Genomic DNA, 14,688 nt, shown 5'->3' on the forward strand with positions numbered 1-14,688 from the left:
CGGCAGTATGCTCCAAACGATCTCACGGTCAATTGCAGAGATCGCTCAGGCTTCGTGTTATAATCCGGCGCATTGTGTCGCTCAGGCGGCCTCGCTACGGTATTAAGTGAGAGAGCATGTTTGATAATTTAACCGATCGTTTGTCGCAAACCCTGCGCAACATCAGCGGCCGCGGACGGCTGACCGAAGAGAACATCAAAGATACCCTGCGCGAAGTGCGCATGGCGCTGCTGGAGGCGGACGTTGCGCTGCCGGTAGTACGTGAATTTATTAACCGCGTAAAAGAAGCCGCGGTCGGACACGACGTCAATAAAAGCCTGACGCCGGGTCAGGAGTTTATCAAGATTGTCCGCAACGAGCTGATTGCGGCAATGGGGGCTGAAAATAATACCCTGAACCTGAATGCGCAGCCGCCGGCCGTGGTGCTGATGGCGGGCCTGCAGGGTGCCGGTAAAACCACCAGTGTGGGTAAGCTCGGTAAGTTTCTGCGTGAAAAGCACAAGAAAAAAGTGCTGGTGGTCTCAGCTGACGTTTATCGCCCGGCGGCGATTAAACAGCTGGAGACGCTGGCGCAGCAGGTGGGGGTGGATTTCTGTCCCTCCGATCTCAGCCAGAAGCCGGTTGACATCGTTAAGCATGCGCTGAAAGAGGCGAAGCTGAAGTTCTACGACGTGCTGCTGGTGGATACCGCCGGTCGTTTGCACGTAGACGAAGCGATGATGGACGAAATCAAACAGGTCCACGCCGCCATTAATCCGGTGGAAACGCTGTTTGTTGTCGATGCCATGACCGGTCAGGATGCCGCGAACACGGCTAAAGCATTTAATGAAGCGCTGCCGCTGACCGGGGTGATCCTGACCAAGGTTGATGGTGACGCACGCGGCGGTGCCGCGCTTTCGATTCGTCACATCACCGGTAAACCGATCAAGTTTATGGGGATGGGTGAGAAAACCGAGGCGCTGGAAGCGTTTTATCCCGACCGTATCGCCTCGCGCATTCTGGGTATGGGCGATGTCCTGTCGCTGATTGAAGATATTGAAAGCAAGGTTGACCGCGATCAGGCGGAAAAGCTGGCGAAAAAGCTGAAAACCGGTGACGGTTTCGATCTCAATGACTTCCTTGAGCAGCTTAAGCAGATGCGCAATATGGGCGGTATGGCCAGCCTGATGGGCAAACTGCCGGGTATGGGGCAGCTGCCGGACAACGTTAAATCGCAGATGGATGACAAGGTGCTGGTGCGCATGGAGGCCATCATTAACTCCATGACGCGTAAAGAGCGTGAGAAGCCTGAAATCATCAAGGGTTCACGCAAGCGTCGCATCGCGACCGGCGCCGGCATGCAGGTGCAGGATGTCAATCGGCTGCTGAAGCAGTTCGATGATATGCAGCGCATGATGAAAAAGATGAAGAAAGGCGGCATGGCAAAAATGATGCGCGGCATGAAGGGTATGATGCCGCCAGGTTTCCCGGGCCGTTAAGATATCGCTACACAGCCAGAAAAGTATGCTACTGCGGTTGCTTTTTGCGCCAAAATGAGTAAAATTTTCGGGCTTTTTATATTGCACCCGGGCCCCGTTCCTCGATGGGGCCCGGTTGTTTTATTAACTAAAGAGGATGTTATGGTAACAATTCGTTTGGCACGTCACGGCGCAAAAAAGCGTCCGTTCTACCAGGTCGTCGTCACTGACAGCCGCAATGCACGCAACGGCCGCTTCATTGAGCGCGTTGGTTTCTTCAACCCGATCGCATCTGGTCAGGCTGAAGGTCTGCGTCTGGACCTGGACCGTATTGAGCACTGGGTTGGCCAGGGCGCAACGCTTTCCGATCGCGTTAACGCGCTGATCAAAGAAGCAAAAAAAGCAGCTTAATCTGTCACGGTGGTGAGCATGACCAGTAAACCTGCCGCACAGCCTCCTGTTAACCCCATCGTTTTGGGCAAAATGGGTGCCGCTTACGGAATTCGGGGCTGGCTCAAAGTGTTTTCCTCCACTGAAGACGCTGAAAGCATCTTCGACTACCAACCCTGGTTTATCCAGCGCGCCGGTAAATGGCAGCAGGTAGAACTGGAAGGTTGGAAGCACCACAATCAGGACCTGATTATCAAAGTCAACGGCATTGACGATCGGGACGCGGCGGCGCAGTTAACCAATTGTGAAATCACGGTTGACTCCACGCAGCTGCCTGCGCTGGGAGAGGGTGATTACTACTGGAAAGACCTTATGGGTTGTAAAGTAGTTAACCTCGACGGCTATGAGATGGGCAAAGTCATTGATTTGATGGAAACCGGCTCAAACGACGTACTCGTCGTTAAGGCGAACCTGAAAGATGCATTCGGTGTACAGGAGCGGTTAATACCGTTTCTCGATGAACAGGTTATCAAGAAAGTCGATCTCGCTACTGGCACTATTGAAGTAGACTGGGATCCTGGTTTTTGATCTCCGGACAATCCGGTAACGTAACGGCGAACGCGATGTGGATTGGTGTTATCAGCCTGTTTCCAGAGATGTTTCGCGCTATTACCGAGTACGGGGTAACTGGCCGGGCAGTTAAAAATGGCCTGCTCAACATTGAGAGCTGGAGTCCTCGTGACTTCACGCACGACCGGCACCGTACCGTGGACGATCGTCCTTACGGCGGCGGACCGGGAATGTTGATGATGGTGCAACCCTTACGGGATGCGATCCACGCAGCGAAAGCAGCGGCGGGAGAAGGTGCTAAGGTGATTTATCTGTCACCTCAGGGGCGCAAACTTGACCAGCAGGGCGTTTGCGAACTGGCGACTAACCAGAAACTGATTCTGGTCTGTGGTCGCTACGAAGGTATTGATGAGCGCGTGATCCATACAGAGATTGACGAAGAGTGGTCAATCGGTGATTACGTTCTCAGTGGTGGTGAGCTGCCAGCCATGACGCTGATTGACTCCGTCGCCCGGTTTATTCCCGGCGTACTGGGCAAGCAGGCGTCCGCCGATGAAGACTCATTCTCGGATGGTTTGCTGGATTGCCCGCACTATACCCGGCCTGAAGTGTTAGAAGGGATGGAAGTACCGTCAGTTCTGCTGTCGGGCAACCATGCCGATATTCGCCGCTGGCGCCTGAAACAGTCGTTAGGCCGTACCTGGCTAAGAAGACCTGAACTTCTGGAAAACCTGGCTCTGACTGAAGAGCAAGCAAGGTTGCTGAATGAGTTCCAGCGGGAACAGCAGCAGCAACAAAACGATGAAGCGGAAGAGTAATCTTCCCTGACTATCAGTTTACCCAGGATATGAGATTTAATTATGAGCAACATTATCAAGCAAATTGAACAAGAACAGCTGAAACAGGATGTACCTTCATTCCGTCCGGGTGATTCCGTGGAAGTGAAAGTATGGGTCGTTGAAGGTTCTAAAAAACGTCTGCAGGCATTCGAGGGCGTGGTTATCGCTATTCGTAACCGCGGTCTGCACTCTGCATTCACTGTTCGTAAGATTTCCAACGGCGAAGGCGTTGAGCGTGTCTTCCAGACTCACTCTCCGGTAATTGACAGCATTACTGTCAAACGTCGTGGTGCTGTGCGTAAAGCCAAACTGTACTACCTGCGTGAGCGCACCGGTAAGTCAGCTCGTATCAAAGAGCGTCTTGGCGCGTAAGCGACATCTCAAAGTTAATAGCAAACAAGGGGTTGGCATAATGCCAGCCCCTTTTTTATGGATGCTTTAAGCGATAAACCGCGGCCTCAACCGGCCCGTCCGGCAGCACAATCAGCCCGTGCTGGCAGCCTGTCAGCGTAAACCCGCTGCGTAATGCCACGGCGCGGCTGGCGACATTATCTGTGGCGGCCAGGATTTCCAGCTCCGTGATATCTGGCCGGCTAAAACCCAGGGTTATCAGTTGCGCTACCGCGCGTGTAGCCACGCCCTGACGCTGCGCATCGCTGCGTACCCAGTAGCCCAGCGCTGCAACCTCGCCGGGCTGACGGGCAAAACGGATCCCGGCCCCTCCCAGCAGACGATGACGGCTGTCTGCGATCGCAAACCTTTCGGCCTCACCTCTGACACGCTCTGCGTGAGCGAAATTAAACCAGCTTACTGCCTCTTCCGGCCGGTAATTTTCATGTGCCCACGTCATCCAGGGCAGCAGGGTATCAAGAGACTGATTGACGGCCTCAGCAAAAGCAGTTGCATCTGACAGCGCAAAGGGACGCAGGATTATCTCAGTCATAATCAGTCAGCCTTCATAAATCGTGAGGAATTACAGAATATTAACTGAGCGCGCAGTGAAAAACGAGTCGCAGCTCTACGATGGTGTAATTTTATATTTACATCTATCCGGCAAGGTATATAGTGTCATTTATTTATATATACCTGATAAATATAAATTTAAATGCAAATTTATACCGTGGTGCAATGCAGGTGGTAAAAATAGTGTACACGCATGGATTGCATACAATACAGCCTGTGATAGAGTAAGCGTCATCCTCACTGAGGATCCAAACCGCACAGATGAGTAAAAAGGATCGCCACCATGCAGAAAGACGCGCTGAATAACGTACATATCGCTGACGAACAGATTTTAATTACGCCGCAGGAGCTGAAAGCACGCTTTCCGCTGACGGCAGAGCAGGAAGCTCAAATTACTGCTTCGCGTAAAACTATTGCGGACATTATTGCCGGGCGCGATCCGCGTCTGCTGGTAGTCTGCGGTCCCTGCTCAATTCACGATCCGGAAGCAGCGTTAGCGTACGCCCGTCAGTTAAAAGATCTCTCTGTGCAGCTGAAGGATCAGCTCTATATCGTCATGCGCGTCTATTTTGAAAAACCCCGCACCACCGTAGGCTGGAAAGGGCTGATCAACGATCCTTACATGAACAACTCATTTGATATGGAAGCCGGGCTGCACATTGCGCGTCAGCTGCTGGTAAACCTGGTTGAAATGGGTTTGCCACTGGCGACAGAAGCGCTGGATCCTAATAGCCCGCAATATCTCGGCGATCTGTTTAGCTGGTCAGCCATTGGTGCGCGCACCACGGAATCACAAACGCACCGTGAAATGGCGTCTGGTCTTTCAATGCCGGTAGGTTTTAAAAACGGCACCGATGGCAGTCTCGGCACGGCGATCAACGCTATGCGTGCGGCAGCGATGCCTCACCGTTTTGTCGGCATTAATCAGGCAGGGCAGGTCTGCCTGCTGCAGACGCAGGGCAACCCGGACGGACACGTGATCCTGCGCGGTGGCAAAGCGCCTAACTACGGCCCGGACGATGTTGCACAGTGTGAAAAAGAGATGCTGAAAGCAGGACTGCGCCCGGCCTTAATGATAGATTGCAGCCATGGCAATTCTAACAAAGACTATCGTCGTCAGCCTGGCGTAGCCGAATCGGCTATTGCGCAGATCAAAGATGGAAACCGCTCTATTATTGGCCTGATGCTTGAGAGCAATATTCACGAAGGCAATCAGCCTTCAGAGCAGCCGCGCAGCGAAATGAAGTATGGTGTCTCGGTGACCGATGCCTGCATTGACTGGAATACTACCGAAACGCTGCTGCGCACGATCCATCAGGATCTGCAGGGAGTGCTGTCGGCGCGTCTGTCACACGAGGTATAAAGAGTCATGGTGGCTGAACTGACCGCATTGCGCGATCAAATTGATGAAGTCGATCAGGCGCTGCTTGGGCTGCTGGCAAAACGACTGGAGCTGGTGGCACAGGTTGGCGAAGTAAAAAGCCGTTACGGCCTGCCGATTTATGTACCCGAGCGTGAAGCAAGCATGCTGGCGTCACGCCGGCAGGAAGCAGAAGCGCTCGGCGTATCTCCCGATCTGATTGAAGATGTATTGCGTCGTCTGATGCGGGAATCCTATACCCATGAGAATGACAAAGGTTTCAAAACCCTTTGTCCTTCACTGCGTCCGGTAGTGATCGTCGGCGGCAGCGGCAAGATGGGGCGTCTGTTTGAAAAAATGCTGACACTGTCCGGTTATCAGGTGCGCATTCTGGACAAAGAGGACTGGGATCGCGCCGATCGGCTGCTGCAGGATGCGGGCATGGTGATCATCAGTGTCCCAATCCATCTTACCGAGAAGATCATCGCCGATCTGCCTGCGCTGCCGGACGACTGCATCCTGGTCGATCTTGCATCGGTAAAAAACAGGCCGCTGCAGGCCATGCTTGCCGCGCACGCCGGACCGGTACTGGGGCTGCACCCGATGTTTGGGCCCGACAGCGGCAGTCTGGCAAAACAGGTTGTGGTCTGGTGCGACGGTCGTCAGCCGGAAGCGTATCAGTGGTTCCTGGAACAGATTCAGGTTTGGGGAGCACGGCTGCACTGCATCAGCGCCGCAGAGCACGATCAGAACATGGCCTTTATTCAGGCGCTGCGTCACTTTACGACTTTTGCTTACGGCCTTCACCTGGCTGAAGAGAATGTAAACCTGGATCAGCTGCTGGCGCTCTCTTCACCTATTTACCGGCTGGAGCTGGCCATGGTAGGGCGGCTATTTGCGCAGGATCCACAGCTCTATGCCGATATCATTATGGCTTCAGAAAGCAACCTGGCGCTGATAAAACGTTACCATCAGCGCTTTGGTGAAGCTATATCGCTACTGGAACAGAGCAATAAGCAGGCGTTTATCAGCAGTTTTGAGCGCGTGGAACAGTGGTTTGGCGATCACGCCCAGCGTTTTCTGGTTGAAAGCCGCAGTCTGTTACGCTCGGCTAACGATAGCCGGCAATAAAAAAAGGCACCCTCAGCGGTGCCTTTTCTGCTTATATGCGGGGTTCAACCGGAACCACATTTTCACCGGGATAGCAGCCCAGCACTTTCAGTGAGCGCGTCAGCTGGCGTAATTCTGCCAGCGCCAGCTGCATATTTTCCGACTGCAGATTGCCCTGCACATCAATGTAGAACATCTCTTCCCACGGATTACCGTTAATCGGGCGATTCTCCAGCCGGCTCATAATCAGATTATGGTTGCGCAGTACCAGCAGGGCCTCTACCAGCGCACCCGCCTGCTGACCGGTAGCCATGATCAGCGTGGTTTTGGCCGGGACCTGCACCGAAACGTCAACCGGCTTGCGCGCCAGTACGATAAAACGCGTGTGGTTCTGCTGCTGATTTGCCAGGTTACGCTCCAGCACCTGCAGCCCATAGAGTTCACCGCCTGCTTCGCTGCCCAGGGCGGCAACCTCTGGGGAATTAAGCGCGGCGACTTTCTCCATGGCTGCGGCAGTGCTTTCGGTGTATTCAATTTTCCACTGCGGGAAACGGTTAATAAACTGACTGCACTGCTGAAAAGGCTGGGGATGACTGTAGACGGTTTTGATCTGTTTAAGCGTGGTGGTCTCTTTTACCAGTACACAGTGCTCGATAGGGATGGTCAGTTCGCCAATGATTGAGAGCGACGTCTGCTGCAGCAGATCGTAAACATCATTGATAGAGCCGGAGCTGGTGTTTTCAATCGGCATCACCGCATAGTCAGCCTGGCCAGCCTCAACCTGCTGGATAATATCCTGAAATTTCAGACAGCCGTTTTCGACATATGAAGCAAAATGGCGTGACGCATATTTACGGGCAGCCAGATGCGAATAGGAACCCTTAGGACCCAGAAAGGCGATGCGGGGCGCCAGCGCATGCGGGTGGTTCAGGTTTTTCTGCAGCAGCGCCTGCTGCGTCAGCACCGAATCTTCAATAATCAGCTGAAACAGACGGGTAATGTAGTGGGCATCGAGCTGCTGCTGCTTACCGAGGGAAATCAGATTTTCCAGCAGGGCACGCTCCCGCTCAATATCACGTATGGGCCGCAGCGTGGTCAGTTTCGCCTGGGCAACTTCGATTGCCAGCGACCGTCGCTCGGCCAGCAGCGTAAGTAGTTTGCTGTCAACTGCGCTGATTTTATCGCGCAGCACCAGCAGTGGATTATCGATACTCATTAAGCTCACCTGTAAATACAGTTAAAAAAAAAGCCTCCCGGCGGGGGAGGCTTTGTCATTCGTCTTCGCATTCATTTTCGCATGACGACGCGCCTCCCGTTCAGGGGAAGGTAAAAAAGAATGCGAAGAAAAATGGCTGATGTTTCATGGTTTATTCCGGCAGGTAAGTGTTCTGAGAGTAATCGTACTGCTTAAAAGCTGTCAATAAAAAACGCGCCAGCTGGCGCGTTTTTTGTAACTGCAGAGTTTATCCTGCCGGAATGAAATCTTTAACACTGCTGGCAGCGCGGCGTGCTTCAGGCTTGTGCTGAGCTTTATTTAGCTGGCGCTCCAGCTTCGCGATCAAATCGTTGATGGCGGTATACATATCATCATGTTTAGCACTGGCAACCAGAGTACCGTTGGGCGTGTTAATGGTGGCATCCGCTACGAACTCTTTGGGCTCTTTAGACAACACGATGTGAGGATTGATGAGGTGGGCTTGCCACTTTTCCAGTTTAGCGAGACGGTCTTCGACATGGCTGCGAATTGCTGCAGTGATTTCCATTTGTTTACTGGTAATGTTCAGAATCATAGTTAAACCTCTCTGTCATTTCCGTCTGGGTAGAGTCAGCATACCGCGCCACACAGGAATTTATGTGATCTGGATCACATACGAACGTCACATTTTGTCAACGCAGGAGATTTGCGAGAAAGACCGGAGATTATTTAAAAATTGCTTGAAGCCAGCACTACAGCAGGGCAGGATTGACGGGTTAACCGCAACGCAAATGCCCTTTGCAGGCATAAAAAAAGCAGCCAAACGGCTGCTTTTTAAGCACGTTATCAACCACTTTTTTAACTGTTATTGGCCGCGATAATTTTCGCAACTTTGTCAGCTTCGGCCGTTAACTGCAGCTGGCGATAAGCATTCTCCATCAGCGGCAGCGCATCGCGTGTTGCCTGCGTATCCTGATAATCACGCATCATGCCTTCCACACGATTAACAACAGCGACATAAGCCCCGCGCTTGGTATAGAATTGCGCCACCGAGAGTTCATATTTCGCCAGACGATCTTTCAGATAGGTCAGGCGTTTCTGGGCATCCGCCGCATACTGGCTGTTTGGGTAGCTACGCAGCAGCTGGGAGAAGTCACGGAAGGCGTCGCGCGCATGGTTGGGATCGCGATCGGAGCGATCGATACCAAAGAAGCCCTGCAGAGCGGAGTCATCCAGGGCCATATCCGTCAGACCTTTCATATAGATGACGTAATCGATATTCGGATGAGTCGGGTTCAGACGCATAAAGCGCGAGATAGCAGCCTGCGCCAGCGGAAGATCGGCATTTTTGTAATACGCGTAGATTAAATCCAGCTGCACCTGCTGCGAGTAAGGACCAAATGGATAACGATTATCCAGCGCTTCCAGTTGCTTAATTGCCGCTTTGAAGTTACCGTCCTGCAGCTTTTGCTGAGCTGTGGCATAAATTTCAGACGGCGGGCTGTCCGGAACCGGATCAGATGAGCCGGAGCAGCCTACCAGGGCCAGGCTCAATGTGGCGGCAGCCACCAGATGTTTCATACGCGTCATGACGAAATGATTATCCTCAAAATGTTATGGCGGAAGCTGTCCGTATAGCTCCCGGTAATGACCAGTACGATAGCACATTATATTAAACGGCATCGCCGTAAAACCCAACGTTAACGAAGAAGCTGTATATGGCACAACAAGTTCAACTCACCGCAACGGTGTCCGAAGCACAGCTTGGACAACGTTTAGATCAGACTTTGGCAGAATTGTTCCCTGATTATTCACGCTCCCGCATAAAAGAGTGGATCCTCGATCGCCGCGTCAGCGTCAACGGCACTATCATCGATAAACCGAAAGAGAAAGTTCTGGGCGGTGAGCAGGTGGCTATTGATGCTGAGATTGAAGAGGAACAGCGCTGGGAAGCGCAGAACATTCCTCTTAATATCGTTTATGAAGATGACCATATTCTGGTTATCAATAAACCCCGCGACCTGGTGGTACACCCCGGTGCAGGTAATCCTGACGGCACTATTCTGAATGCACTGCTCTACCACTTTCCGCCGATCGCTGATGTACCGCGCGCCGGTATCGTACATCGCCTGGATAAAGACACCACTGGCCTGATGGTCGTGGCAAAAACGGTTCCGGCACAGACGCATCTGGTGGAAACGCTACAGCTGCGTGAAATCACGCGTGAATATGAAGCGGTTGCCATCGGTACGATGACGGCTGGCGGCACCGTTGATGAACCCATGGCGCGACACTCCACCAAGCGTACCCACATGGCCGTCCATCCGATGGGAAAACCGGCAACCACGCACTACCGCATCATGGAGCATTTCCGGGCCCATACGCGCCTGCGCCTGCGCCTGGAGACGGGCCGTACGCATCAGATCCGTGTTCATATGGCGCATATCAACCATCCGCTGGTGGGCGATCCGCTTTACGGTGGCCGGCCGCGTCCGCCAAAAGGGGCGTCAGAGGCGTTCATTAATACGCTGCGCGGATTTGATCGTCAGGCGCTGCACGCGACAATGCTGCGTCTCTATCATCCGATAACCGGTATTGAAATGGAGTGGCATGCTCCGCTGCCGCAGGACATGGTTGATCTGATTGACGCCTTAAAAGCCGATACGGAAGAGTTCCGCGATCGCATGGACTGGCTATGAGTGAATGGATCATCCCGGACTGGCCTGCTCCGCAGCGCGTTCGGGCCTGCTCCACGACCCGGCGGGGCGGTCATAGCCTGGCGCCCTGGGATTCGCTCAACCCGGCGGCTCACGTCGAGGATGCGCCCGCTCACGTGATGCGTAATCGCCAGCACATCGCAGAAACATTAGCGCTTTCTGCGATGCCGCAGTGGCTGGATCAGGTACATGGCAATGCGGTAGTGCGTCTGCCTGCCGCCTGTGCGCTGCCCCAGGCTGACGCGGCCATTACCCGGGAGCCGGGCGTGGTGTGCGCCATTATGACGGCTGACTGCCTGCCGGTGCTGTTTTGCAGTAAAGATGGCAGTGAAGTCGCAGCAGCCCATGCGGGCTGGCGCGGTCTCTGTAACGGCGTGCTGGAACAGACGCTGGCGCAGTTTCACTGTCCGGCCAGCGAGGTATATGCCTGGCTGGGCCCGGCTATCGGACCCGGTGCGTTTGAAGTAGGAGCGGAAGTACGTCAGGCATTTATGGCCCACGATGCGCGCGCAAAGGTGGCCTTTCGTCCGGCAGGCGCAAAATATTTTGCGGATATCTGGCTGCTGGCCGAACAGCGTCTGCTTAGCGCAGGCGTAACCTCTGTCAGCGGTTCACGACGCTGCACGTTCACAGAAAAGCAGGATTTTTTCTCTTTTCGCCGCGACGGTGTTACCGGGCGTATGGCTACATTAATCTGGCTGCAATAACCTTACGCTCTGAGACGATCCGGTCAGCCTGTTTTTTGCTCACAATATCAGGTCAGAAACCTTGAAAATTGGAGGCCTGACCTCATCTTAATCTCCAGTAGCATTTTGACCTGTAACGGGAGGAATTATGCGTCTGGATCGTCTTACCAACAAATTCCAGCTAGCCCTTGCTGATGCCCAGTCCCTGGCTCTGGGACAGGATAACCAGTTTATTGAACCGCTTCATGTGATGAGCGCTCTGCTCAACCAGGAAGGGGGATCGGTGCGTCCGCTGCTTAGCGCAGCAGGAGCCGATGTCGCCACTCTGCGTAGCAGTATTGAACAGGCAATCAATCGTCTGCCCCAGGTCGAAGGCACCGAGGGGGATGTACAGCCCTCAGCCGATCTGGTGCGGGTGCTGAACCTGTGTGACAAACTGGCGCAAAAGCGCGGCGATAACTTTATCTCATCTGAATTATTTGTTCTGGCGGCTCTGGATTCACGCGGTTCACTGGCGGATCTGCTTAAAGCTGCCGGCGTGACGTCTGACAAACTCGCGAACGCTATCGAACAATTGCGCGGAGGCGAAAACGTGAATGACCAGGGAGCTGAAGATCAGCGCCAGGCACTGAAAAAATATACCATCGATCTCACCGAGCGCGCCGAACGTGGCAAGCTGGACCCGGTAATCGGACGCGATGAAGAGATCCGCCGTACCATCCAGGTGTTGCAGCGCCGTACCAAGAATAACCCGGTATTGATTGGTGAACCCGGCGTGGGTAAAACCGCCATTGTTGAAGGGCTGGCTCAGCGCATTATCAATGGTGAAGTGCCTGAAGGCCTGAAAGGTCGTCGCGTACTGGCGCTGGATATGGGGGCGCTGGTGGCGGGAGCCAAATACCGTGGTGAATTTGAGGAGCGCCTGAAAGGGGTGTTGAACGATCTCGCGAAGCAGGAAGGCAATGTCATTCTGTTTATCGATGAGCTGCACACGATGGTAGGCGCAGGCAAAGCTGATGGCGCGATGGACGCAGGAAACATGCTGAAGCCAGCTCTGGCGCGTGGTGAACTGCACTGCGTTGGCGCAACCACGCTGGATGAGTATCGGCAGTATATAGAAAAGGATGCTGCCCTGGAGCGTCGCTTCCAGAAAGTATTTGTGGCAGAGCCCAGCGTCGAAGATACCATCGCTATTCTGCGCGGTCTGAAAGAGCGCTATGAGCTGCATCACCATGTGCAGATCACCGACCCGGCTATTGTGGCAGCAGCAACGTTGTCACATCGCTATATCGCCGACCGGCAGCTGCCAGATAAAGCGATCGACCTGATTGATGAAGCTGCATCCAGTATTCGTCTGCAGATCGATTCGAAACCTGAGCCGCTCGATCGTCTGGAGCGCCGTATCATCCAGCTGAAACTGGAGCAGCAGGCGCTGAAGAAAGAGTCTGACGATGCCAGCGTCAAGCGTCTTGAGATGCTGGAGACGGAGCTGAATCAGAAAGAGCGCGAATATGCAGAACTGGAAGAGGAGTGGAAAGCTGAAAAGGCGTCACTCACCGGTACGCAAAATATTAAAGCGGAGCTGGAGCAGGCAAGACTGACGCTGGAACAGGCGCGGCGCACAGGCGATCTGGCGCAAATGTCAGAGCTGCAGTATGGCAAAATTCCGGCGCTGGAAAAGCAGCTGGCGAGTGCCACTCAGGCTGAAGGCAAAATCATGAAGCTGCTACGCAACCGCGTAACGGATGTTGAGATTGCCGACGTACTGGCGCGCTGGACCGGTATTCCGGTAGCACGCATGATGGAAGGTGAGCGCGACAAACTGCTGCGTATGGAGCAGGAATTACATGCGCGGGTTATCGGCCAGAACGAAGCGGTAGAGGCGGTTTCAAATGCCATCCGTCGCAGCCGGGCAGGCTTGTCCGATCCCAATCGCCCGATTGGTTCATTCCTGTTCCTCGGTCCAACCGGGGTAGGTAAAACCGAGCTGTGTAAAGCGCTGGCAAATTTTCTGTTTGACAGCGACGATGCGATGGTGCGGATCGACATGTCTGAGTTTATGGAGAAACATTCGGTTTCGCGGCTAGTGGGTGCACCTCCGGGATATGTCGGATATGAGGAGGGCGGTTATCTTACTGAAGCGGTACGCCGCCGGCCTTACTCCGTCATCTTACTGGATGAAGTTGAGAAAGCGCATCCGGATGTATTTAACATCCTGCTGCAGGTGCTGGATGATGGACGACTGACGGATGGTCAGGGGCGTACCGTAGATTTCCGCAACTCAGTGGTGATCATGACGTCGAACCTGGGATCGGATTTAATTCAGGAGCGCTTCGGTGCGCTTGATTACCCAGCGATGAAAGAAACGGTAATGACGGTAGTCGGACACCACTTCCGTCCTGAGTTTATCAACCGTATCGATGAAGTGGTGGTATTTCATCCGCTGGGAGAGCAGCACATTGCCTCTATTGCGCAGATACAGCTGCAGCGGCTTTATCAGCGTCTGGAAGATCGCGGCTATCAGCTGCACATCTCCGAAGCAGCACTGAAACTGCTTGGTGAGAATGGCTACGATCCGGTTTACGGTGCGCGTCCGCTCAAACGGGCTATCCAGCAGCATATTGAGAACCCGCTGGCGCAGAAGATACTCTCCGGGGCGTTTGTGCCAGGAAAAACCATCGAGATGGATGTAAGCGAAGGCGAAATTGTCGCTCACCAGTAAGTGTTGTGCATAAAAACGGGCCTGCGGGCCCGTTTTTTGTTTCTTTAATATACAGCTGAGCTGGTTTTTACAACGCATTGCCTGGAAAGTAAGCGCCCGAGCAAAAAAGTTGAAATTAGCACTTGTCACCCGGCGAGAACTCCCTATAATGCGCCACCACTGAGACGGCAAAGCGGCAACGCAGACGGGCTCAGCAGGGCGTGAAGCGATTCACCCCGCCGGAGAAAAGCGCTGAAAAAAGTGTTTGACTCCGGAGGAGGAAAGCGTAATATACGCCACCTCGCAGCAGACGGCCCGGCCGCTGACTGCACCGCTCTTTAACAATTTATCAGACAATCTGTGTGGGCACTCGCAGGATTGATATCAGCGTCTCCGGACGTAAAAAAATATCAAGTCTTTGCTGAGTGAACACGTAATTCATTACGAAGTTTAATTCACAGAGCACCGCTTAACTTGTTTAAGCAAGTCAAACTTAAATTGAAGAGTTTGATCATGGCTCAGATTGAACGCTGGCGGCAGGCCTAACACATGCAAGTCGGACGGTAGCACAGGGGAGCTTGCTTCCCGGGTGACGAGTGGCGGACGGGTGAGTAATGTCTGGGAAACTGCCCGGTGGAGGGGGATAACTACTGGAAACGGTAGCTAATACCGCATAACGTCTTCGGACCAAAGTGGGGGA

General features: G+C 53.6%; 15 protein-coding genes, 1 rRNA gene and 1 other annotated feature. Of the genes, 11 read left to right on the forward strand and 5 right to left on the reverse strand.

Annotated features, from left to right (window positions below):
* Positions 1-116 precede the first annotated feature (116 nt).
* The 5 genes from ffh (at position 117) to rplS (ending at position 3,628) form a co-directional block, all read left to right on the forward strand.
* A complete protein-coding gene (ffh, locus tag B4M48_RS01300) occupies positions 117-1,478 on the forward strand; it encodes a signal recognition particle protein (RefSeq protein ID WP_039379813.1) in 1,362 nt (453 codons plus the stop codon).
* Positions 1,479-1,619: 141 nt separating this feature from the next.
* Entirely contained in the window at positions 1,620-1,868 is a 249-nt protein-coding gene (gene rpsP / locus B4M48_RS01305; protein ID WP_007893313.1) for a 30S ribosomal protein S16, read from the forward strand.
* An 18-nt stretch (positions 1,869-1,886) separates the two neighbouring features.
* The gene (rimM, locus tag B4M48_RS01310) at positions 1,887-2,435 is read left to right on the forward strand and encodes a ribosome maturation factor RimM (protein WP_039379809.1); all 549 of its coding nucleotides are present in this window, start codon (positions 1,887-1,889) and stop codon (positions 2,433-2,435) included.
* Between the two features lie 35 nt (positions 2,436-2,470).
* Entirely contained in the window at positions 2,471-3,235 is a 765-nt protein-coding gene (gene trmD / locus B4M48_RS01315) for a tRNA (guanosine(37)-N1)-methyltransferase TrmD (protein WP_052246437.1), read from the forward strand.
* A gap of 42 nt (positions 3,236-3,277) precedes the next feature.
* Positions 3,278-3,628, forward strand: a complete 351-nt coding sequence (gene rplS / locus B4M48_RS01320; RefSeq protein WP_039379805.1) for a 50S ribosomal protein L19 — start codon at positions 3,278-3,280, stop codon at positions 3,626-3,628.
* A gap of 55 nt (positions 3,629-3,683) precedes the next feature.
* Here rplS and B4M48_RS01325 read toward each other — a convergent pair whose 3' ends face one another.
* Positions 3,684-4,199, reverse strand: a complete 516-nt coding sequence (locus B4M48_RS01325; RefSeq protein WP_071668529.1) for a GNAT family N-acetyltransferase — start codon at positions 4,197-4,199, stop codon at positions 3,684-3,686.
* Positions 4,200-4,502: 303 nt separating this feature from the next.
* On the opposite strand from B4M48_RS01325, the gene B4M48_RS01330 reads away from it, so the two are divergent.
* Complete coding sequence (locus B4M48_RS01330) at positions 4,503-5,582, forward strand: 3-deoxy-7-phosphoheptulonate synthase (RefSeq protein ID WP_071668528.1); 1,080 nt, start codon at positions 4,503-4,505, stop codon at positions 5,580-5,582.
* A 6-nt stretch (positions 5,583-5,588) separates the two neighbouring features.
* Positions 5,589-6,710: a bifunctional chorismate mutase/prephenate dehydrogenase gene (gene tyrA, locus B4M48_RS01335; RefSeq protein ID WP_071668527.1), complete on the forward strand. Its 1,122-nt coding sequence runs from the start codon at positions 5,589-5,591 to the stop codon at positions 6,708-6,710.
* A 31-nt stretch (positions 6,711-6,741) separates the two neighbouring features.
* Here the strand turns inward: tyrA and pheA are convergent, their stop codons facing one another.
* The 4 genes from pheA to bamD form a co-directional block, all read right to left on the reverse strand.
* A complete protein-coding gene (gene pheA / locus B4M48_RS01340; RefSeq protein ID WP_071668526.1) occupies positions 6,742-7,905 on the reverse strand; it encodes a bifunctional chorismate mutase/prephenate dehydratase in 1,164 nt (387 codons plus the stop codon).
* A gap of 23 nt (positions 7,906-7,928) precedes the next feature.
* Positions 7,929-8,054: a sequence feature (Phe leader region), on the reverse strand.
* Positions 8,006-8,053, reverse strand: a complete 48-nt coding sequence (pheL, locus tag B4M48_RS01345) for a pheA operon leader peptide PheL (protein WP_104085515.1) — start codon at positions 8,051-8,053, stop codon at positions 8,006-8,008. (Overlaps the previous feature by 48 nt.)
* A gap of 98 nt (positions 8,055-8,152) precedes the next feature.
* Positions 8,153-8,479 carry a ribosome-associated translation inhibitor RaiA gene (gene raiA / locus B4M48_RS01350; RefSeq protein ID WP_039379797.1) on the reverse strand — a complete coding sequence of 109 codons (327 nt, stop codon included), beginning with the start codon at positions 8,477-8,479 and terminating at the stop codon, positions 8,153-8,155.
* Positions 8,480-8,742: 263 nt separating this feature from the next.
* Positions 8,743-9,474: an outer membrane protein assembly factor BamD gene (gene bamD, locus B4M48_RS01355; protein WP_065648353.1), complete on the reverse strand. Its 732-nt coding sequence runs from the start codon at positions 9,472-9,474 to the stop codon at positions 8,743-8,745.
* A gap of 128 nt (positions 9,475-9,602) precedes the next feature.
* On the opposite strand from bamD, the gene rluD reads away from it, so the two are divergent.
* The 4 genes from rluD to B4M48_RS01375 form a co-directional block, all read left to right on the forward strand.
* Positions 9,603-10,583, forward strand: a complete 981-nt coding sequence (gene rluD, locus B4M48_RS01360; RefSeq protein ID WP_071668525.1) for a 23S rRNA pseudouridine(1911/1915/1917) synthase RluD — start codon at positions 9,603-9,605, stop codon at positions 10,581-10,583.
* Positions 10,580-11,308 (forward strand): purine nucleoside phosphorylase YfiH, encoded by a 729-nt coding sequence (gene yfiH, locus B4M48_RS01365; protein ID WP_071668524.1) that lies wholly within the window; start codon positions 10,580-10,582, stop codon positions 11,306-11,308. The genes rluD and yfiH overlap by 4 nt, the downstream gene beginning before the upstream one ends.
* 127 nt (positions 11,309-11,435) lie before the next feature.
* Positions 11,436-14,009: an ATP-dependent chaperone ClpB gene (gene clpB / locus B4M48_RS01370; protein ID WP_071668523.1), complete on the forward strand. Its 2,574-nt coding sequence runs from the start codon at positions 11,436-11,438 to the stop codon at positions 14,007-14,009.
* A gap of 474 nt (positions 14,010-14,483) precedes the next feature.
* Positions 14,484-14,688, forward strand: a 16S ribosomal RNA gene (locus B4M48_RS01375); the annotation flags it as partial.

Origin of the sequence: Pantoea sp. UBA6567 (assembly GCF_002434165.1) — a bacterium.
Taxonomy (GTDB): Bacteria; Pseudomonadota; Gammaproteobacteria; order Enterobacterales; family Enterobacteriaceae; genus Pantoea; species Pantoea eucrina.